Origin of the sequence: Flavobacterium rarum (SeqCode) (assembly GCF_965234445.1) — a bacterium.
In the GTDB taxonomy this organism is placed as follows: Bacteria; Bacteroidota; Bacteroidia; order Flavobacteriales; family Flavobacteriaceae; genus Flavobacterium; species Flavobacterium rarum.
In genome coordinates this window covers 46,638-67,718 of the sequence record NZ_OZ248505.1, presented here as the reverse complement: position 1 = coordinate 67,718, position 21,081 = coordinate 46,638, and the positions used below count along the sequence as shown (strand labels likewise).

Genomic DNA, 21,081 nt, shown 5'->3' with positions numbered 1-21,081 from the left:
AGCTGAAAAACACTTTAGAAAAACTACCAATAACAGATGGATACGGTAACACATACACTTTTGGGAGCTGCAATTGGTGAAGTAATTCTAGGAAAAAAAATGGGCCAAAAAGCTATGTTTTATGGTGCTTTGATGAGCAATATTCCTGATATTGATGTATTAGGGGTGCTTTTTCTAAGTGATTCAAAGCAGTTGTTGTTTCACCGTGGCATTACCCATTCTTTGTTTTTTTTTGTACTCTTTTCATTTTTAATGGGTTTCTTTTTTTATAAGTGGCACAAAAACAACTGGAAACAGTTGACAGGATTGTGCTTTACAGCAATACTTTCTCACCTATTCTTGGATTCCCTCACTTGTTATGGACTCGGATTGTTTGAACCTTTTGATAATTATAGGTTATCTTTCAACACTATTTTTGTAGCTGACCCATTTTATACAATACCATTACTTATTGGTGTAATAGTCCCTTTTATTAGAAAAAGAGATTCGGAAAGAACAGCAAAATGGAATTCAATTGGCTTAATTATTAGCTGCTGTTATTTAATTTTCGCCATCTTTACCCACAACTATGTGTTACAAGTTATGGAACAATCGTTTAAAAAACAAAAATTAATTTCGGATGATTTTACCGTAACTCCTACTCCACTCAATACTTTCTTGTGGATGGCTTATTCGCGAGATAAAAAAGGGGCGTGGATTGGTTATTACTCCATTTTTGATAAAAATAAAAAAATAGATTTCCACAGACAGGAACGAAATGACTCACTACTAATTCTGTTTGAAAAGGAAGAATTAGTAAAAACCCTAAAGCAGCTTTCAAAAGGAAACTATTTCATTTCAAAAGAAGATTCTGTTGTCTATTTTAATGACATCCGTTTTGGTCAAGTTAGTGGTTGGGATATTACCAAAGAGGAGCCTTACGCTTTTAAGTTCAACCTCAATAAAAGTGCTAAAAATAAAAGAGCTTTGAATCGAATCAAATTTAAAGAATCAAAATATGAATGGATTTCCTCATTAGTCAATAGAATTAAAGGGAAGTAATTTTAATTTTATACTAATGATAGAGCAAAAAAAACAATCTCCAATGTATCAAGACATTGATAAATACCCAGAAAAGATAACTCTTGTTCACAGCGGAGAAGATTATTTTTTGTGTGCAAAAAACATGATTTTAAATGCACAATCCGAGATTCACCTTCAAATGTATATTTTTGAATTTGACGACACTGGGATTGAAATTATAAATGCATTAAAAGAAGCCGCTCTAAGGAATGTGAAGATTTATATTTTACTTGATGGCTATGGCTCCTATTCGTTCCCAAATGCAATCATTAAAGAACTTATCCATTTAGGTATTAACATCCGATTCTTTTCACCTTTTTTTTCTGGTAATAATTTTTATATCGGCCGAAGATTGCATCATAAAATAATTACAGTCGATGGAACTGTTGCGCTTATAGGCGGAATCAATATTTCAAACAATTATAAAGGCACGAATACAGAAAAACCTTGGCTTGATTACGCCATTCAGATAGATCATAACAAAACTGCTTTACATCTAGAACAATTATGCCAAAACATTTATTTTAAACATAAAAGAACAAAAAATATAAAATTTCCGACTGTTTCCTATTTAGACAAAAAAGCAACTGTTAGCATCCTCCAAAATGATTGGCTAAAAAGAAACAATGAAATTGCAATGGCATATGTGAAGTCCATCCAAAAAGCACAAAAAGAGATCATAATCGTTGGGTGTTATTTTTTGCCTGGTCGAAGATTTACAAAAGTTTTAAAAAAAGCAGCCAATCGAGGTGTAAAAATAAAACTAATACTTTCTGGAATATCCGATATCCCTTTCATGCAAAGAGCTACCAGTTATCTGTACACTTCGCTTCTTCAAAACAATATTGAGCTGTACGAATGGAATACATCCGTTTTGCACGGAAAAGTAGCTTTGGTAGATGCTAACTGGGCCACAATTGGCTCTTTTAATTTGAACCATTTGAGTTCCTTTGGAAGTATTGAAACCAATGTAGCAATAGAATCAACACCGTTTGCCAAAACACTGGCATCCGATTTAAACAACGTGATTTCTCAATGTGAAAAAATCTCCTACGAAACTATTAAAAAAAAGAACAACCGTTTTTCTATAGTTGCAAATTGGTTTTCGTATCAATTTGTGCGAATGACATTGATAATCATAACTTATATGCCCTACAATAGATTTATGAACAAATACAGAGAAGAAAATTGAAAACTAAATTAATACCCGCTAAGGCAATAATTTTCTATCTTTTACAAAATACATTTTCATCATTCCTCTATTTTTTACATCAACCTCTCCCCTATATTCGCAGTCAAAAGAATCTTTGATGAACTGATAGGTGTTTTCGGAAATATTAATTTTCCCAGGAATTGAATTGGTTTCCATTCTCGAGGCAATATTTACGGTGTCTCCCCAAATGTCATAGGCAAATTTCTTTGTTCCTACTACTCCAGCTACAACTGGGCCTGTATTGACACCTATTCTGATTTTGAAGCGGGTTTGTTGGAGCGGATTATCACTAAAGGAATTCTCAACAAATTCTAAAATATCTATTGCGGCAAGAATCATTTTTTGCGGATGGTCATCGGTTTCAAAAGGCAATCCACCTGCACACATGTAAGAATCACCAGAAGTTTTTATTTTCTCCAAATCATGTTTTTCAATTATCGCATCAAATTTTGAAAAATAATAATCAATGCTTTCCACCAATTTTTCGGGAGCCAAATTTTCGGCATATTGGGTAAACCCTTCAAAATCGGTAAACAAAACCGAAACCGACTCGAATCTTTTGGCTTGTACCTTTCCGTTGTGTTTTAATTCAAAGGCAGTTTCTTCGGGAAGAATATTCAATAACAAATCATCAGAACGTTTTCTTTCTGCTTCGATTATGACATTGGTTTTTTTTATAAATCGATACCTTCTAAACAAACCAACGGTTATACAAAAGACAAGAACTAATGATAAAACAGATGCAATTGTAAATATTCGTTCATTTCTTTTTTGCTGTTGTACTAAGTCTACTTCGGTTTGTTTCTTGGAAACCTCAAAATTTGTTCTTAAATCGGCCATTTTTTCTATCGCATCCAAATTGTTGATACTATCTCGATAGACAATATAATTTTTATAATAAGTATACGATTCTGGGATATTTCCTGTTTTTTGATAGAGCTCCGAAAGCAACAAACTGGACCTACGAACTTGATCTTTCAACCCTTGTTTTTGAGCTAAATCTAAACTTTTTTTGGAATAATTGAGTGCCGTATTCCAATCATTGCGACTAAAATAAATATCAGCCATAGAAGATAGATAATCCGAAATTCCATAATAATCTTCTTGTTTTTCTAGCATAGTAATCGCTTCGGTAATGTTTTTTATAGCCAAATCATCTTTACCTTGTTTGGCATAAACCATACCTTTATTCCCTAGAGTATAAGCAATACCAATTTGATATTTTTCTTTCTTAAAAATAGTTCCGGCTTCATTAAAATAATTAAGAGCCAAATTAAATTTTAAATTCTTAGAATATTCATCCCCTGCATTCAATAAGGCTAAAGCTAAAGAATTACTATCAGTTGTTCCCCTTAATATTTGAATGGATTTTTCGTAGTACAATTCAGCATTTTTAGAGTTGCCTATATTTGAATACACATCTGCAATACATGTATAAGACATCCCTTCTCCTGTTACAAAATTTGCTTTAATTGCGGCATCGATACTTTTGAAATAAGAATCTAAAGCTTTGTTAAAATCACCAGAAATATTGTGTTTGTTTCCTTTTTGACTATAACCTCTATACAGGTACAAATAATTTTTTTCTTTTTTGGACAACGCAATGAGCTCTTCGGCATATTGCATTGATAATTCAAGATTATTGGTTTCGTTGAAAGCTAAATTCCGCAACAACTCCATTTTATCAACTTTAGAAAGTGTATTTTTTTTATAAATTGCAACAAGACTATCAGCTATTTTTTGATCTTGAGCAATAGCATAAAATTGATGAAAAAAAAACAGTACAAATACTACTCTCTTAACTTTAATACTATCAAATAGTTGTTTACTAATCATAAATTCCCAGTTATTTTTGGATCAATACGAAATTTTTGTCTTTGCTCACCTTCTTCATAAACACTACATTGCATTGTATACGTATCTTCCTTGTTGATTAATTGCAAATTTTCTTCAACTCTAGCTTTTACATAACTTTTGGGACCTCTAGTGCCTTTTATTATACTATTCGGAAAAAATTTGGGTGCATTTGGATCAATTATTACTGGTTCGCTCACAATTCTATCAATAGCTATAGAATAGTTTTCGTCTGTAGACTTGCCTACCCATTTTACATTTTTATGTAGATATACCTTCGATATAAAATTGTCTATGCTTTTTTGGGATGTTTTTCCTTTGTTGTTATCATACAAAATACAATAACTATTAACAAGGTGCTGATCGGGTTGTTGGGGAGGTATTATCGTTTTCAAATAGTCATGAAGTCCTTTTGTGTCGGTTACTTCCAATGTAATTTTAATTTTACCTCCATTGGACAATTTGATTTTCAAAAAACCTTTTTCTGTCAAATACATTTTTACTTTTCGTTCCATTTTTATTTTTATAAAAAGTTTAAAATTCAAAAATTTGATTAACGATAGGTTAAAAAAAAAGGTAGAATTTTAGGGATAAAACAGTTTCTATTAAGTATTCGAAAGCAACTTAGGATCAATGAGATAGGTTTTGGAACTATTATTATAATGAACACTAAACTCAATCTTGTAAATATTCAATGTTTGTGCCATGTCCAGTTGGTCTTTTATGGTAGCCACCACTTTGCTATGACATCCGCCTGTTCCCAAAATAGTAGTGTCATCTTCTAAGAAACATTTGTCATTGGGATCATTCAGATCAAAGTCATACACAATTCTATCAATAGCTATAGAATATCCCGTATCGGTTGTTGAACCAATCCATTCTACATTTCGACCCAGATATACATTTGATAAAAAATCTTGTACTTTTCCATTGTCAGAAACACCATCATTATCGTCGGATAAAGTGGCCATTGTATCTATTTCTTCTTGGGATGGATTTGACATTTGATAGAGACTGCTGGCATCAACAGTCAAAACTATCTGTACATTTTTACTCATAAATATTAGAATTAAAATTAATTTTTACTAATAATTTATAGGTTAAAACAAGACTTTGGGAAAGAAAAAATTCAGAATATAAAGAATAGTAACTATTCGATTAAAATTCTAAGTTGCTAAAATTCTAAGTTTATAAAAAAAGTTTTCAAAATCTTTTTCAAAAATCATACCTATTATTCTTCAATTTTTGAGATAATTATCATTTCACATTTAAAAATACCTAGTAAAATGACAGCACCTTAGAACATTAGAAATTCAGTAACTATTGAATAGATACAAAGAGTTTAATTCAAAACTTGACCAAATTTACATTTTTATAAATTAAAATTTAACATTTTTAAAGAAAATAATATGTTTTATAGCCTAAAAAAAAATAAACATAAAAGTTATTATTAAAAGAAGTATTTTTCTTAAATTTACATCGATAACTTATTGTTTTATAATATAATACAGTATTCAAACACAATTTTTACTCATTAAACTAATTCAACTATGAAAATAAGCGATGAACCTATTGACTGGAAAGAAATTTTTGAATTAAAAAACATCATTCTCAATTTAGTAGGTGTTGCTTTAATGACACTGGCATTAAAAGGTTTTATGATACCCAATAAATTTCTGGACGGTGGTGTCATTGGTGCTTCTATTTTGATTCACGAAATATCACACATCCCATTTGGCATTTTAGTTTTGATATTGAATATTCCTTTTTTGTTTATAGGCAATTCGGTACTCGGCAAAACGTTTACTATTCAATGTTTGATTACCTTTTTGTTGATTGCAGGCAGTATGACCTTTATAGACATACAACCAGTAACATCCGACAAGTTATTAATAGCATTATTTGGGGGTTGCTTGATCGGAATGGGAATGGGATTTGTCATTCGGAGTGGTGCAGCAGCAGATGGAATTGAGATATTGGCTTTGTTCACTACAAAAAAAATTGGACTTAGTGTCTCCGAAGTCATCTTTGGAATAAACACAATCTTGTTTCTTAGTGCAGCTTATTCCTTCGGGATTAGTACCGCATTATACTCAATCGTAACCTATTTTTCGGCAATAAAATCGCTCGATTACATTGCACACGGAATAGAACAATATACTTCTTTACATATTATATCGTCCAAAAGCGAAGCCATTAAATCTCTAATTGTAGAGCAATTTGGCAAAGGAATAACCGTAATCAAAGGAGAAAGAGGTTATTTGCCCAATACTTTTCATATAAAAACAGATTGTGACATCATTATAACAGTAGTAACACGATTGGAATTACTGAGAATAAAAGAAGAAGTGAGTCAACTGGATCCACACGCCTTTATGTACATACAATACATCAAAGAAGCGAGGGGCGGAATATTAAGAAACAAGGCTAAGCATTAAGATTTGAAATCACCATTTTTTCAAACCTAAACTTAAATGAAAAATGGCAAATCGAGCGGTAGCAAACAAACGAAGCTTACTATAATCCTTAAAAACAAATATTACCTGAATATGAAAAACTGGGACTTATTGTGTCATACGGTCATCAATACATTAAAAGAGAACTTAGCTCCTTTTTTAACCTACCACGATTGGAAACATACCGAGCATGTCATACGCATGTCCGAATACATAGCGCGTAAAGAAAATACATCCGAAAATGATATTTTACTTATTAAAACAGCCGCATTGTTTCATGACGCCGGTTTTATCAACACAATTTCAGACGGACACGAAGAAGAAAGCATACGACTGGCCCAAGAAAAACTTCCACATTTTGATTACACTACAGCAGAAATTGATATTATTGCCGGTATGATAAGAGCCACTTCCATCCCTCAAAGACCAAATACAAAACTAGAATGCATCATAGCCGATGCCGATTTGGAATACCTAGGAACCGATAGTTTTGAGCGAATAGGCAACAATCTATTTCGAGAATTGAAACATTTTAACCCAAACCTGGATACAATCCAGTGGAACGAAATCCAAATCAAGTTTCTACAATCGCATTCGTATCATACCCGTTATTGCATGGAACACAGAGCGCCGATCAAAGAAAAAAATATTGAAAAACTGATCCAGCAACAGAACAATTAAAATAAAATTTCAGTTTTAAAAAACAAACACATCAGTTGTTTTTACCGCAGATTCGCAATTTTATTTATACTTTCAATTTTATACAATCACCTTCAGCGTAATTAGCGCAAATTTGTTTCTATAAAACCACAAAATTTAAGTTTTAAAAACTAAATCTGTTAATCTGCGGTAGTTTTTAAAACTCATCCTTTTGCAGATACAATTTTACATTTTTTTCCACAATACAATCAAATTCTGTTATATTTACAAATGCAAAACAAATAGAAGACAACCTTTTGAAGTGTTCGCAAAAGCAAATAACAAACCAATTCTAATTTTCCATATGCAAAAACTAAACCAACTAATTCAAGAATTAGAAAATGCCATACAAAATCAAGAAATTCTAAATCCATCAATCTCTAAATCATCTGTGGGTTGGCATATCGAACATTGCTTATTGGTTTTGAACTCAGTTGTAAGCGCTGTTGAAAAATCAAATCCTAAAGATTACAAATGGAAATTTAATTTTGTTCGCATGCTGGTAATGACAACAAAAAAAATCCCAAGAGGAAAAGCCAGAGCCCCAAAAACAGTTCAGCCAACTATAGATTTTGATACTGAGTCTTTAAAAAACCATCTCGAAAAATCCAAAATTAATATACAAAAACTACAAACAACAGACTCCAATCATTATTTTGAACACCCCTATTTTGGCCATTTAAAATTAAAACCAACCATCGAATTTTTGGAAATTCATACCCACCATCATCTCAATATTATAAAAGATATTGTAAAAAGTCCAAAAACATAGATCAAAAACAAATATCATTTGGGCGAGCCACCATAAAGACAACGGGCCAACTATACAAACCGCTTATTCGGCCCATTGTCTTTAAGCTGTCAGGCTGTATGCGCTACTTCGGTAGCTTGCGTCCATCCTTCTCGCGGGCTTTACGGTATAAAAACAAAATTTGGTTTCAACCACAATAAATATTTAATAAATAAACCCCTTGGGTGAAATTCAAATAAAATAAAAATTTAACCAAATAGAATCATAGATTAATGCTAAATAGGCAAAGAACAAATAGAATTTTTACTTTTCACATAGAATTTCTATGTGAAAAGTAAAAATTCTATTTCTTTCTTTTAAAAACGAGAAACTCTATGTGGTGAAAATAATTACAACCAACGGGTTATACCAAACACATATATAAATTAGTTCATTTATTTATCCTCAACCTAAACTCTCTCCCCAAGACAAACGTATGAGTTGTTTTGCCGCAGATTCGCAGATTTTAAATATAAGTTAACCCGTTGGGTGAAATTCAAGTAAAATAAAAATTTAACCACATAGAATCATAGATGGATGCTAAATAGGCAAAGAATAAATAGAAATAGCACTATTTCACACATAGAATAGCTATGTGAGTAGTAAAACGTCTATCTTTTTCTTTTAAAAACTATAAATTCTATGTTTCTATGTGGTGAAAAATAATTTCATCCAACGGGTTAAGTTAATCTATAAATTAGCCGCTTACAGCGGAATTAGCGCGAATTAATTTCTTTAAAATTTTATTTTTTAAGGAATAATCTGCGTCCCGATAAATATCGGGAGCGGTTGCTTTTTTTACTATTGCTCTCCAAATTTGAATGGCCTTTGGACTATATAGTATTTGTGTTTGGTATTAAATAAATTTCTCCATTCAAAAAACATCACCCTGCATCGTAAGATCTGCAATCTTTTCCTTATCTTTATAGTTCAACTATACGCCATACCCAATTATACGCCTTATGAACTGGAAAGCACAACTCATCAAACACCGTGGTGTGAGCAGAATCGCCATTTATTTTGACAAAAATCAAAATTGGATTGAACGAATCAAACTGCAAGAAGGCTCTCGATGGAGTCAAACATTAAAAGTTTGGCACTTGCCCGACACTTTTGAGAATCGAATATTATTTAAAATTCACGAAATTCCCACACCAAAACCATCTTTAGAAGGAATCGAACAAATTAAAAAATTCAAGTATTGGTTATTATCCCGTCGTTATAGCGAAAGTACAATAAGAACCTATAGTGAGGCGTTGAAATCCTTTCTTACCTTTTACAATGACAAAGCAGTTGCCGAAATTAACAATAATGATGTCATTCGCTACAATAACGAGTACATTTTAAACAATAAATTATCGGGTTCTTTTCAAAATCAAATTGTCAACGCCATCAAACTATTTTTCTCAACGGTTCTAGAAACCAAAATTGAGCTAGATAAAATTCACCGTCCCAAAAGAGAAAAAATACTTCCAAATGTTTTGAGCAAAGAAGAAGTAAAATTGATATTGAATGCTCACAGCAACCTCAAACACAAAACAATGCTCAGTTTAATTTATGCTTGTGGATTACGCCGTAGCGAACTCTTGCATCTAAAACCAAATGATATAGATTCAAAAAGAGGCATTGTAATTATAAGACAAAGCAAAGGCAAAAAAGACAGAATAGCTCCATTATCAGACAAGATATTGATTATGTTACGGGATTATTATTTGGCATTCAAACCAAAAACGTGGTTGTTTGAAGGACATATAGCTGGGGAAATATATTCTGAAAAAAGTTTGCAAAGTGTATTAAAAAAAGCGTTGAACAAATCAGGAATAACAAAGCCAGTTAGTTTGCATTGGTTGCGACACAGTTTTGCTACTCATTTATTAGAAAGCGGAACCGATTTGAGGTATATACAAGAACTTTTGGGTCATAATAGTAGTAAGACCACAGAGATTTACACACATGTAAGTACAAAAAACATTCAGCAAATAAAGAGTCCATTTGATGATTTATAAGAATTATTTTCTATTTTAGCAAAATCAAATGGTATGACATTTATCAGACCTATCTCCCCATTTTTGGGTTAATAGGTCTGACGATGTAAGACCTATATACTAGTTGGTGGCAAGTTGCCGAAATTACGCAGGTAATTTCGATCTGAAAAAAAAATCTACAGCCCGCAGAAACTAAAAAAACAGAAGCGTGAAAGTTGAAATTTGCTAGCGGAAGCGTGAAAAGTGGAAACTTAAAAAATGTTTCGCCTAAAATTGAAAACAGAAAAGTTTAAACGTGAAATTTGGAATATTCCAGCGGAAACGTAAAAAGTGGAAACTTAAAAAGTATTGTACCTAAAATTCAAAATAGAAAAGTTCAAACGTAAAAATTGGAATTTACTTGTGGAAGCGTGAAAATCGGAAACTTAAAAAGTTTGTGTATAAATTGAAAAAGTAAAAGAGTAAAAACTTTTCGGAAATTCGTAATTTCGGTAAAACAACCAGCCACCAACACACGCTAGAAGCAATTTGGGTATTTAACTTATTTTGAAATTGGTTTTGTATTTGGAAAATTTGGCTAATCCGAATAATGGGCTTAATTTAGTCCCAAACTGCTTCTAGCGCGGGAACGTTACCAGCAAGCTCCAAAAAAAATTTGCTTAAAATGAACATTTTTGACAAAATCAAATACTTTTTCTTTCCAGCCGAATACTATTCAGCCGAAAATCTCACGTTTGAAAATCCGTCGTTAGAATTTAAAAAACTCGAAGATGAAGAGATCCTAAACATAACAGAATATATAAAAAAGTATCTATTCGAAGTTCCAAAACTTGCTACAAAAAACTTAAAATCCAAGCAAGCGTTTGAGTTTGAAAAAATTGACGATTTAATAATTTTTATGGTTAAGGCTCTTGAATTTGATTATAGAGAAATGGAAGCGGAAAAGTGGAAGTTTGAATATTTTATCAATCATTATTTCTTAGATAATAAAACAATTTGCATTTATAACAAGTTCACAAATGCGGAAACAGAAGTTGGGAATATGATTTTAACCTTAATCTCAATCAGAAAATTTAATGGAAAATATTATTGCTGGATAAATATTGACGACTACGAGCCAGCTGGTAACAGCCACTACAACGGATTTGGGCATTTGGCTTAATGGAAAAATGGTTTTGTATTTGGGATGATTAGGCAAATCCGAAAATAAGGCTTAATTTAGTCCCAAACCCGCTGTAGTGCCAGAACGTTAGCGGTAATTTTGCCCTCGAAAATAAACATTAATATAAAAACAACTAAATGAATTTAGAAATTTTAGACAATTTAATAGACGAAGGAGAAATTTTATCACAAACAATAAGCTACGTTCCTGCTGGTCAAAATGTAATAAGAACATATTCCGTTTATAATACTTCACAGCAAGACAAATATCAAAACTGGCAATCATCTGTTTTAAGATTTATTAAAACTTATCATCCTAGTGATTTGGAAGAAACAAAAGAAGCTTCAAAAAAATTAAGTTCCGAAAATCATAGAAAAATCCTAGGTATCTTAAAGGCTATTAAGCTACTCCCAAATGAACCGAAAAAAAATTATACAGAAGAAAAAACATCCACAAACAATATAAACATTACGAATAATCAAACTGTTTCTCAGCAACTAACATTAAACTTATTCCTCGATGCTATTAAAGATGAACTAACAGGAAAAGACTTTAAAGCATTAAAAGAAATAATGAAGGATTATGAAAATGAACCCGAAAAGACAAAAAGTACGTTGATAGAAAAAATAAAAGGATTTGGTGGAGATGTATTATCTAATATAGTAGCTAATATTTTGACAAATCCGACGATTTACAATGGTATTCTATAAAGAATAAAATAATGAATTAAATTCAAAATTAAGCATATAAAAAATGAGAAAACTGATAATTTGCGTATTAATATTTACATTAGGAATTTTTAAAATTAACGCTCAAAATTCTAACAATGATAGAATAATAACAGCGGTAAGCTTCGATAAAGAAAAAATCATTTTAAATAATGTAAATTGTTATAATTATTTACGAGAAGGAAATGAATTTAAAATACTTGACTTAAATCAAAAAGAATTAATAATTGGAAAAGTTGAAAAAAACTCGAATAATGAATTTGAATGTGTTGTAACTTTTGTAGAAATAAACAAACAATTTAGCAACAAAAAAATGATAGGTCGAAATGGAATTATTTTTGGATTAGTAAATAGCAACGTGATTGAAAAGAATTTTGAATTCAACAAAGAAAAGTTAAACAAGTTTATCGATGAATTTAACGAAATCAAATAAAAACTACCGCTAACACACGCTACAAGCAAGCTGGGCAATTGGTTTAATTTGAAAATAGTTTGTATTTGATACATTTGTTTTTAACTGAAAGATTACGCATCTTTAATCCCAGCCTGCGTGTAGCGCGGGAACGTTAGCAGAAATTTTAACGAGACACCTCACAACAAGAAACGACAGAGCAAGTGACAGAAACAGTAAACATAATTGGAGCAGGAATTGGCGGACTGACAACTGCCTTGACATTCAAACAGAGAGGAGTGAATGTTAACCTATTTGAAAGTTCGGCAGAAATAAAGCCTGTTGGAGCAGGAATAATATTGGCAAACAATGCAATGCAAGTATTTCAAAAATTAGGCATTCAAGACAAAATTGAAAAAGCAGGAAATAAAATTTCCTTTATGAAAATTACTGACGACCAACTCAACCCCCTTTCAGTTGTCAATCTTTCGGAATACGAACAAAAATATGGCGTTTCAAATATTGCCATTCACAGGGGGGAATTGCAAAAAATATTGGCTAACGAAATTGGCTTTGACAACATAAACCTTTCAAAACGCCTTTCAAAAATTGAAAAAAATAGACTTTTCAAACTAACTTTTGAAGATAACTCAACGATTGAAAGCAAACTTGTAATTGGTGCAGACGGCATAAAATCAGTGGTTAGAAATCAATTATTTGAAAAAAGCACATTGCGTAACCCAAATCAAATCTGTTGGAGGGGAATTTGTGAAATAGATTTACCACAAAAATATCATAACGAACTGAACGAAGCTTGGGGAAAAGGGAAACGTTTTGGTTTTGTGAAAATAAGCGACAAGAAAGTATATTGGTATGCTTTGACAAACTCAAAAAATGTAGAGATAAGCGATGTAAATCTGACAGAATTTTTTAGTGAATTTCATTCTGATATTTTAAATATTCTTTCAGCTACTAAAAAAGAACAAATTATAGTAAGCGACATTTTTGACCTAAAACCAATCGACAAGTGGCAAAATGAAAATGTTTGCTTAGTTGGCGATGCGGCTCACGCCACAACACCAAACTTAGGACAAGGTGCTTGCCAAGCCATTGAAGACGCTTACGTTTTAGGTAAACTTTTAGACAATGGAATGCCTATTGAAAATACTTTTAAAGCGTATGAAAAGTTAAGAAGGAAAAAAGCTCATACCATTGTAAGCACAAGTTGGACAGTTGGAAAAATGGCACACATTGAAAATAGGCTTGGAATATGGTTGCGAAACTTGGTGATGAAAAATATGCCAAAATCAGCCAACAAAAAACAAATGGATATGATATTTAACTTAAACTAATATGACAACAATAATAGCTATAATTTTATTTTTAATCTTCTTGTTTATTTCCTCAATTCACTTCTATTGGGCATTCGGAGGGAATTGGGGAAGCGATGCAGTATTGCCAACAAAAGATGATAACAATACAAAAGTTTTAAATCCTACAATTTTACCAACATTAATTGTTGCGTTTGGTTTATTAGGTTTTGGGCTTTTCATTTTATTAATGTCGGGACTGATAACTTTTAACACACCTCTGTGGCTTTCTAAATATGGACTTTGGATAATTGCAAGTATTTTTACTTTGAGAGCAATCGGAGATTTTAATTATGTTGGGTTTTTCAAGAAAATAAAACAAACAAAATTTGGGAAAAATGACACGAAATATTTTTCACCTTTATGTTTGACAATAGGAATACTGACTATGGTTTTAGAACTAACAAAATAAAAACTTCTGCTAACAGCTAGTAAGCAATAGTCGGGAATTAGGCTTAATGGAAAAATGGTTTTGTATTTAGGAAATTAGTGATAATCCAAAAATAATTGCTTTATTTAGCCCGACCATCGCCTACTAGCAAGACGTTAGCAGTTATATTAGAAACCAAAAGATGATAACAGAAATTTTCACAGAGTCCGAGCAACAAAATTGCGAAATCAGAATAAGAGTGAGGTCTGATAAATGGGGCTCAAATGATGAATATTGGGGTATCCAAATTGACAATACAATAACTCCTTTATTCTGTTGTAATTGTAAGACACAACTAAGAAACTTTTACAAATTAAATGGTGGACGCTATGGGCAAGTTGGGACTGTTGAGTGTATTTGTGGTGCAGAAATACATTGTTTTGACAGTGACAATATAGTTGAATATCTTGACACATCAACTACATTTAAACAAAACTCAATTGACAAATATCATATTGACTATACAAAAATGTATAAACTTGAAAACATTTATTTTTTGGCACTTAGAGATATAGTTGGCTTTGATATTTTTCGTCAATATGCAGATCAAACAATTGACTTAAAAAAAATTATAGAGGAATTAGAAGTTAAATATGGGCTTAAAACAGAAAATGAATTCAATTTCTCATTTGACAAAATTGAACGTTTACCTAAGACAATTAACAAATGGCTTACAATTTTAGACAGCATAAATAAATACAACTGCTAACACACGCTACAAGCAATTTGGGTATTAGGCTTAATGGAAAAATTGGTTTGTATTTGGAAGATTTGGCAAATCCGAAGAATGGGCTTAATTTAGTCCCAAACTGCTTGTAGCGCGGGAACGTTGGCAGCAAGCAAGACAGACTTTCGTTCAAAAATAATCAGCATTAATTAACACATTACATATGCTTCTACTACAAAATGCAAACGTTCTAGAAATACATTATTGGTTGCAAAATGATTCACATACAATGGACGCAATAGTTGAGAACAAATGTGAACGTGAAATTTTAGAGATTATAAAAGAAATTGCGAGTATCTATTCAATTGAAATAAGAATAGAAACAGAACCTACTGCTGAGGGAGGTTTAAAAAAATGGTTAACAATAGTCTCAAAAGAAGAAAATGCAAAAGCTACTATTACAACAACAATTATTGTAGCTTTATTAACTGTTTTACTTACAACTCCTATTGCAAAAGTTTCAGAAAAAGTAATAGATAAAATATTTGAAGATACTGAATTACAAGACTTAGAAAAAGAAAAAATAAAACTCGAAATTGAAAAATTAAAAGACGAAGCTGCTGAGAGAAACAAGCAAGTAAATAATAATGTTTTTATAAAAAAAAGAAAATCAAATTTTTATGAAATGTTAAATCATTATTCAAAAATTACAAAAGTATCTTTTTCCTCAACAACAGAAAATAAAATTAATTTCTCACAAGAAAAAACAGTCTATAAAGATGAATTTAAAAATTTCATCATAGTAAATGATGACCTAGAGCCAATAGAACTTGAAGCTGAAGTTATTGAAATCATAGCTCCTGTTTTAAAAAAAGGTAAATACAAATGGATTGGTTACTACAATGATGAAATAATATCTTTCAATATGCAATCAAACGAATTCAAAACATTAGTCCAAAAAGGCGAAATTGAGTTCAAAAATGGTTCTTCAATAAACTGTTCTTTAATAGTTAGAAAGAAAGTTGATAACGAAGGATTAGAAAAAATCGTTGGTTATGATGTTTTAAGGGTAAATCATTATTTTCAAAATGATAAGCCTATAGAAACCAGTGAAGGGAAAAAGCATAGACAAATAAAAGAAGCTATCAAGAATCAGACAAGAATGTTCGATAGTGATTTATCTCAATTAGAAGATTAACCGTCGGCTCAAGATATCAATAATAAATAAACTGTATGAGAGAATGGTTAAACAATAAATATGGAACCAACTTTAACGAGGAAGAGTTGCAAAACATTAAAAATTTTTCATTAATTTGGAATGTTTTTGAACACAATATTTGCGGTAACAACTTTTCAATTCACAGTTTACAACAAGAGTTAGCAAATAGAAATATTGATTCTAATTTATTCCAAAGTCATTTAGACTATTTTAAAAATAGATATGTTAATGATGGAATATTTACTCACCGCTTTCAATTCCTTTATTTTCGAAATAATGACAGACAACAGCTCGTTAAAGAAGTACTTTTAGGTATTAACAATAATTCAAATGACAAAATTCTTGCAATAGCAATTATTGTCTATAGATTTAGAAACAACCTTTTTCACGGCTTGAAAGAATTTCAATATATTGACCAACAAAATCAAAATTTCGAAATAGCAAATAGTTTTTTAACATCATTAATTGATAACTTTTAAAAATAAAAAAAATGGCATTTACAGTAGATTCATTAGTTCGTATTGCAGCATCAGGTGGCGGACTTATCATTGATTGCAAAGGTTTTACGGTTGACAGTTTAGTAAGAATAGCTGCATCAACTAAATTAAAAGGAGCAAAAATCACCTTTGTCAACTTAAAAGGTTTTACGGTTGATTCATTAGTAAGAATTGGTTCAGCAGGTGAAGGTAATGTAGTATTTGATACTTCAAAAGAATAATGCCAGCTGCCAACACTTGCTACAATTGATTTGGGTAATTGGTATAATGGGAAAATGGGTTTGTATTTGGGATGTTTAGGCAAATCCGAAAATAAGGCTTAATTTAACCCCAAACCACTTGTAGCAAGGGAACGTTGGCACCAATTACTAAAGAAAATCAGAACTTATGAAAAAAATTATCCAAATAATATTACTTCTATTTTCTGGAGCAGTGTTCGCTTGCACTTGTGACCCTCCTAAAGTAACAGAAAAATATATCGAATCTGATTTTGTCGCTAAGGCTAAAATTATTAAAAACTATAAAAATGTAAGTTCGGAAGAACTGTATAAAGCAGACATTTTAATTAGTGAACTTTTTAAAGGAGAAAGTTTAAAATCAATTTATGTTGCAGGGAGAAGTGATGGAAATATGGGGAGTTCTTGTTTTATATTTATTCCTGAAAATACCGAATTGATTATTTATGCCCGAAAAGATAAAGATGGAAAATACAGAATCGGAATGTGTTCGGGTTTGCTTTATATAAATAAATCTAATCCGAAAATACAAAAACGAGAATTAGAAATATTAAAAATGTTTAAGTCAAAAAACATAGTTTTCACCGACAAAATAAATTACCGTGAAAAAAGTGATATTCATGCAGATTTAAAACAATTTAAAGGAATTGAACTTGATAAAGAGTACGGAATATATGAAATTACTTTCGGTGAGGATTTGACAATTAAAACCGTAACTGAAATTAGTGGTTTTGGAAATCAAATAGATCAAAAACTAATTGAAATTATTAAAAAAAGTAAATGGTCTAGTTTTAACAACGGTATAAAAGATAAAGTCCCAGACAATAGCAAACTGATAATTGGAATATATTTTTATCCTAAAGAAAAGAATGACTTGAGTTTCTTAAGTCAGTTTTATCTATAAAGTAACTGGTGCCAACACACGCTACAAGCAATTTGGGTATTAGGCTTAATTTGAAATTGGTTTTGTATTTGGGAAGATTTGGCAAATCCGAATAATGGGCTTAATTTAGTCTCAAACTGCTTGTAGCGCGGGAACGTTAGTGGCTATGCGAAAAAAAAATGAAACGGAAATTACAGTAAATTAGACAATTAATTAGGGATTAATCATATAATACTAAAAATAACAAATTATGTCAAGAGTTGGAATGGTAATAGGTTTGGTCATCGCCTTTATAGGTTGGATTTTATATCATCTTATAATTAAAAAAGACTTAAAGAAAAATTTAAACAGCCTATATCTTGGACTATTTTTTATAGGAGTATGGGTATTATTCTATTTTTTTATTGTTGATTTTTTTTAATAGTCGGGTATTAGTGGTGATGCACCAGCAGAAGTCGAGAAATAGGAATTAATTATGAAAAAAAAACTTGCCTTAATCTTATTTCTTTTTTCATTTTGTATTTACTCACAAAAAGGAAAATCCGCAGAAGAATTTATACTTTCTGAAATCACCAAAATTGAAACTAATTTAATTGGAAAAAATGACACTATAAACTTTAAAACTCCAAATGGAATAGTGTGTCTAACAGGAATTTCGACAAAAAAAGTTTCCCTAAGTTACATAGGAATAATTTATTATCCGACTTTGGAAGATGTAAAACTATGGCGAGAATGGATAAGTAAATATCACGGGAAATTTTACTACGACCCAAAGGAAATAGATAATCCAGATTACAAAAAAGTAGTAATAGAATATGAAAAAGATAAATTTAGAAGCAATTATTGTAAATAACAAGCACAGCCACTAACAGCCACTACAACGGATTTGGGCATTTGGCTTAATGGAAAAATTGGTTTTGTATTTGGGATGATTTGGCAAATCCGAAAATAGGGCTTAATTTAGTCCCAAACCCGCTGTAGTGCCAGAACGTTGGTGGCAAGTTGCCGAAATTACGCAGGTAATTTCGATCTGAAAAAAAAATCTACAGCCCGCAGAAACTAAAAAAACAGAAGCGTGAAAGTTGGAATTTGCTGGCAGAAGCGTGAAAAGTGGAAATTTATAAAGTGTTGCTCCTAAAATTGAAAACAGAAAAGTTTAAACGTGAAATTTGGAATATTCCAGCGGAAACGTAAAAAGTGGAAACTTAAAAAATATTATACCTAAAATTCAAAATAGAAAAGTTTAAAAGTAAAAATTGGAATTTACTTGTGGAAGCGTGAAAATCGGAAACTTAAAAAGTTTGTGTATAAATTGAAAATGAAAAAGTAAAAGAGTATAAACATTTCGGAAATTCGTAATTTCGGTAAAACAACCAGCCACCAACACACGCTAGAAGCAATTTGGGTATTTAGCTTAATTTGAAAATGGTTTTGTATTTGGAAAATTTTGCTAATCCGAATAATGGGCTTAATTTAGTCCCAAACTGCTTCTAGCGCGGGAACGTTGGCTGTAATGCTACTGCAGAACGTGAAAAATGGACTTAAAAATAAATTATATAATTAAAAATAGAATAGTTATGAGCAGTATTGATTTTAATAAAGCAGAAAATAAAATATATCGGATTACAAGTTTAACAGCATTTATATATTCTGCTATCTTATTGTTTTTCTACATTTATAAAGAAACTCTATATGTTGATAAAACTTGGTTTCACGGTTTTTTTACAATGTTTTTTTCAATATTTAGTTCAATTATTTTCGTTAGCATTTTATTTGTATTTTCAAAATTTGTAGATAAAATTATTGATTATAGAAAAGCAAATATTTTAATATACAGCTACATAGCTTTTACGATTTTATCAACTTTATCAATAATTTTAGTATTAATTAGTTCTTTAAAAGTTTATTCGCAACAAACTGATATAAATTCTTTAAGTAATTTTGCTGAAACTTCTTCATCAAGTGCAGTTTTACTAATACTTTCACGAATTGGACTTTTTTTTATAGCTATTTTATTAGGTAACAGAATCAGAAAAATAAATTTTACCAAAAATTTAATCTTTAAAACTTTAGGGATTTTATTTATTGTTTATAAACTTATTGCTTCATTAGAATCGATTAACATTATCAAAACCGAAATAATTTCAGGTTTTATAAATGTTGCCATAGTTGCTATAATTGGGTATATTTTAAGTTTAAAATTTGAAAATAAAGAAAATGAAATTAAATCTTTTGAGTCATTAATCAACGAATCAACAAGTCGAAATAAAGAAATTTTATTAAATGAATTAGAAAATGATTATTCTACTTTGCAATCTCATAATGATAATTTTAAAGAAAATGATTCAATAGAAATTAAAACCGTTGAAGTCGAAAAAAAAGATTTAAATCCTTTAGAATATAAAAATGAAGCAGTTAACTATTATAATAATTTAACTAATGAGGAAAAAATAAGATTAAATTATATTATAACTAAAAAGAATGATTCATTATCATCTGAAAATGAAATATATAAACTTGTGATTTTATACATTATTGAAAAAAAATTATTTGACAACAACAGATTTGCACCAAAATAAATACAAGCACTACAGCCAACAGCAGTTTGCAGAAATAGCGGGTTTAGGCTTAATTTAAAGTTGGTTTTGTACTTGCAAATTCAGTAAATAACCGAAAGATTAGGCTTCCTTAATCCGCCACTTCTGCAAGCTGCGACACGTTGGCAGTAATGCGCCGAAAAAACGGAAAATTCTGCAATAAAATTAAAAAAATGAATAACATTAATCCTAAAATTATTTTAATTCAATTTATCGGTTGTGTTTTCTTAATTCAAGGAATTCAAAACATATATTTTGCAACTCAGAATGAAAAATATGAATGTTATTTAAAATATTTTACAAAACAGAAATCTGATTGTTTTAAAAACTTAAACTTGATAGAAGCAGTTGGTCCATTTATGTCGAATATCTATTTATGGTTTTTTTACGGGTTTTTAATTGGTGTTTTTCTACTTGGAATAATAAATTGGAAAAAAAAGAGAAATCTAATAAATACTGTTTTAATAACAGTTCTCTTATTTTCTCTTTTTCCCTTAAAGTTTTTCAGAAACGAATATGTAAGTTTTGCATTTAGACAAATTGGAAATTTATTTAGTGAAAATTTTGGAATTCAAAATTGCATAAACGGAATAATATTTACGACAATTGGAAGTTTAATATTGTGGAAAAGTTATAAAACCGAATAAGCACTACTGCCAACACACGCTACAAGCAATTTGGGGATTTGGCTTAATGGGAAAATTAGTTTGTATTTGGAAGATTTGGCAAATCCGAATAATGGGCTTAATTTAGTCCCAAACTACTTGTAGCGCGGGAACGTTGGCAGTAATATTGACACCGAACCAGAAAAAAAAGAATTAGCTTCTTCACTAAAATACTTA

21 protein-coding genes are annotated in these 21,081 nt (G+C 30.7%); 18 read left to right on the top strand and 3 right to left on the bottom strand.

Annotated features, from left to right (window positions below; all coding sequences use genetic code 11):
- Positions 1 to 36: 36 nt before the first annotated feature.
- Both AC8GF4_RS16395 and AC8GF4_RS16390 read left to right on the top strand, forming a co-directional pair.
- Entirely contained in the window at positions 37 to 1,041 is a 1,005-nt protein-coding gene (locus tag AC8GF4_RS16395) for a metal-dependent hydrolase (RefSeq protein ID WP_506596178.1), read from the top strand.
- Positions 1,042 to 1,057: 16 nt separating this feature from the next.
- Positions 1,058 to 2,254 carry a phospholipase D-like domain-containing protein gene (locus AC8GF4_RS16390; protein WP_506596176.1) on the top strand — a complete coding sequence of 399 codons (1,197 nt, stop codon included), beginning with the start codon at positions 1,058 to 1,060 and terminating at the stop codon, positions 2,252 to 2,254.
- 18 nt (positions 2,255 to 2,272) lie between these two features.
- On the opposite strand, the gene AC8GF4_RS16385 is transcribed toward AC8GF4_RS16390, so the two are convergent.
- The 3 genes from AC8GF4_RS16385 to AC8GF4_RS16375 all read right to left on the bottom strand — a co-directional run bounded on the left by AC8GF4_RS16385 (position 2,273) and on the right by AC8GF4_RS16375 (position 5,187).
- Complete coding sequence (locus AC8GF4_RS16385) at positions 2,273 to 4,111, bottom strand: adenylate/guanylate cyclase domain-containing protein (protein WP_506596174.1); 1,839 nt, start codon at positions 4,109 to 4,111, stop codon at positions 2,273 to 2,275.
- On the bottom strand, positions 4,108 to 4,644 hold the full coding sequence (locus tag AC8GF4_RS16380) for a hypothetical protein (protein ID WP_506596172.1): 537 nt from the start codon (positions 4,642 to 4,644) through the stop codon (positions 4,108 to 4,110). The genes AC8GF4_RS16385 and AC8GF4_RS16380 overlap by 4 nt, the downstream gene beginning before the upstream one ends.
- A 90-nt stretch (positions 4,645 to 4,734) precedes the next feature.
- Positions 4,735 to 5,187: a hypothetical protein gene (locus tag AC8GF4_RS16375; RefSeq protein WP_506596170.1), complete on the bottom strand. Its 453-nt coding sequence runs from the start codon at positions 5,185 to 5,187 to the stop codon at positions 4,735 to 4,737.
- Between the two features lie 492 nt (positions 5,188 to 5,679).
- On the opposite strand from AC8GF4_RS16375, the gene AC8GF4_RS16370 reads away from it, so the two are divergent.
- The 16 genes from AC8GF4_RS16370 to AC8GF4_RS16295 all read left to right on the top strand — a co-directional run bounded on the left by AC8GF4_RS16370 (position 5,680) and on the right by AC8GF4_RS16295 (position 20,221).
- Positions 5,680 to 6,567 carry a YitT family protein gene (locus AC8GF4_RS16370; RefSeq protein WP_506596168.1) on the top strand — a complete coding sequence of 296 codons (888 nt, stop codon included), beginning with the start codon at positions 5,680 to 5,682 and terminating at the stop codon, positions 6,565 to 6,567.
- 36 nt (positions 6,568 to 6,603) lie between these two features.
- Positions 6,604 to 7,266, top strand: coding sequence for an HD domain-containing protein (locus AC8GF4_RS16365; protein ID WP_506596166.1), 663 nt, complete (start codon positions 6,604 to 6,606; stop codon positions 7,264 to 7,266).
- 322 nt (positions 7,267 to 7,588) lie between these two features.
- Positions 7,589 to 8,056, top strand: a complete 468-nt coding sequence (locus tag AC8GF4_RS16360; protein ID WP_506596165.1) for a DUF1569 domain-containing protein — start codon at positions 7,589 to 7,591, stop codon at positions 8,054 to 8,056.
- 980 nt (positions 8,057 to 9,036) lie between these two features.
- The gene (locus AC8GF4_RS16355) at positions 9,037 to 10,080 is read left to right on the top strand and encodes a tyrosine-type recombinase/integrase (RefSeq protein WP_506596163.1); all 1,044 of its coding nucleotides are present in this window, start codon (positions 9,037 to 9,039) and stop codon (positions 10,078 to 10,080) included.
- A gap of 643 nt (positions 10,081 to 10,723) precedes the next feature.
- On the top strand, positions 10,724 to 11,221 hold the full coding sequence (locus AC8GF4_RS16350) for a hypothetical protein (protein ID WP_506596161.1): 498 nt from the start codon (positions 10,724 to 10,726) through the stop codon (positions 11,219 to 11,221).
- A gap of 137 nt (positions 11,222 to 11,358) precedes the next feature.
- Positions 11,359 to 11,931 (top strand): hypothetical protein, encoded by a 573-nt coding sequence (locus AC8GF4_RS16345; RefSeq protein ID WP_506596159.1) that lies wholly within the window; start codon positions 11,359 to 11,361, stop codon positions 11,929 to 11,931.
- 43 nt (positions 11,932 to 11,974) lie between these two features.
- Complete coding sequence (locus AC8GF4_RS16340; RefSeq protein ID WP_506596158.1) at positions 11,975 to 12,382, top strand: hypothetical protein; 408 nt, start codon at positions 11,975 to 11,977, stop codon at positions 12,380 to 12,382.
- Positions 12,383 to 12,564: 182 nt separating this feature from the next.
- Positions 12,565 to 13,692: an FAD-dependent monooxygenase gene (locus AC8GF4_RS16335; RefSeq protein WP_506596156.1), complete on the top strand. Its 1,128-nt coding sequence runs from the start codon at positions 12,565 to 12,567 to the stop codon at positions 13,690 to 13,692.
- 1 nt (position 13,693) lies between these two features.
- Positions 13,694 to 14,122, top strand: coding sequence for a DUF3995 domain-containing protein (locus AC8GF4_RS16330; protein WP_506596154.1), 429 nt, complete (start codon positions 13,694 to 13,696; stop codon positions 14,120 to 14,122).
- Positions 14,123 to 14,282: 160 nt separating this feature from the next.
- Positions 14,283 to 14,849, top strand: coding sequence for a hypothetical protein (locus AC8GF4_RS16325; protein WP_506596152.1), 567 nt, complete (start codon positions 14,283 to 14,285; stop codon positions 14,847 to 14,849).
- A gap of 247 nt (positions 14,850 to 15,096) precedes the next feature.
- Positions 15,097 to 16,005: a hypothetical protein gene (locus AC8GF4_RS16320; protein WP_506596150.1), complete on the top strand. Its 909-nt coding sequence runs from the start codon at positions 15,097 to 15,099 to the stop codon at positions 16,003 to 16,005.
- A 35-nt stretch (positions 16,006 to 16,040) separates the two neighbouring features.
- Positions 16,041 to 16,505, top strand: a complete 465-nt coding sequence (locus AC8GF4_RS16315; RefSeq protein WP_506596148.1) for a hypothetical protein — start codon at positions 16,041 to 16,043, stop codon at positions 16,503 to 16,505.
- Positions 16,506 to 16,516: 11 nt separating this feature from the next.
- The gene (locus tag AC8GF4_RS16310) at positions 16,517 to 16,744 is read left to right on the top strand and encodes a hypothetical protein (RefSeq protein WP_506596146.1); all 228 of its coding nucleotides are present in this window, start codon (positions 16,517 to 16,519) and stop codon (positions 16,742 to 16,744) included.
- Positions 16,745 to 16,910: 166 nt separating this feature from the next.
- The gene (locus AC8GF4_RS16305) at positions 16,911 to 17,663 is read left to right on the top strand and encodes a hypothetical protein (RefSeq protein WP_506596144.1); all 753 of its coding nucleotides are present in this window, start codon (positions 16,911 to 16,913) and stop codon (positions 17,661 to 17,663) included.
- A 454-nt stretch (positions 17,664 to 18,117) separates the two neighbouring features.
- Positions 18,118 to 18,495, top strand: coding sequence for a hypothetical protein (locus AC8GF4_RS16300; RefSeq protein WP_506596142.1), 378 nt, complete (start codon positions 18,118 to 18,120; stop codon positions 18,493 to 18,495).
- Positions 18,496 to 19,219: 724 nt separating this feature from the next.
- The gene (locus AC8GF4_RS16295) at positions 19,220 to 20,221 is read left to right on the top strand and encodes a hypothetical protein (protein ID WP_506596140.1); all 1,002 of its coding nucleotides are present in this window, start codon (positions 19,220 to 19,222) and stop codon (positions 20,219 to 20,221) included.
- Positions 20,222 to 21,081: the final 860 nt, after the last annotated feature.